The sequence below is a fragment of the Streptomyces lushanensis genome, from assembly GCF_001700515.1.
GTDB lineage: Bacteria > Actinomycetota > Actinomycetes > Streptomycetales > Streptomycetaceae > Streptomyces > Streptomyces lushanensis.
In genome coordinates this window covers 1-511 of sequence record NZ_MAUD01000506.1, presented here as the reverse complement: position 1 = coordinate 511, position 511 = coordinate 1, and the positions used below count along the sequence as shown (strand labels likewise).

Here is a 511-nt window from a genome sequence, read left to right as displayed (position 1 = left end):
GGCGCCCGCTCCTCCCGGCTATCACCTCGTCAACGATCCGATGGGCTTCACTCTCGCCGTCCCCGACGGATTCAGCCGCTCCCACGACGACAAACGCGTCTTCTACATGTCGCCCGACACCGCGTTCCGGATCGGCATCCGCGTCCAGCGCGCGATCCCGGCCGGTCCGGTGGGGGCCATGCGGCTGGCGGACGCCGGCGGCGCGGACACCAATCCCGGCTACCACGACGGCAGTGTCACACCCACCACGCACAATGGATTCCCGGCGGCGCTCTGGGAATTCACCTGGAACGGCTTCTCACGGAAGGAGGGCGAGCGCCACACCTTCGACCTCTGCTGGGACCAGGACGGGCGGATGTACGACGTCTGGGTCTCGTCCCCGCTGGGCGGACTCGACACGGCGCGGGCGCACTTCGACACCGCGCTCGACTCCTTCGTACCCGTCCCGGCGCACACATCTCTGCCCACCTCCGTGCGCTGACCTCGGGTGTCGGCCGCGCACCGCGCGAGT

At 69.7% G+C, this 511-nt stretch carries 1 pseudogene; it reads left to right on the top strand.

The window, feature by feature from the left end:
- Nucleotides 1–481: pseudogene (locus BFF77_RS36050) on the top strand (serine/threonine protein kinase); the annotation flags it as partial.
- Between the last annotated feature and the right edge of the window lie 30 nt (nt 482–511).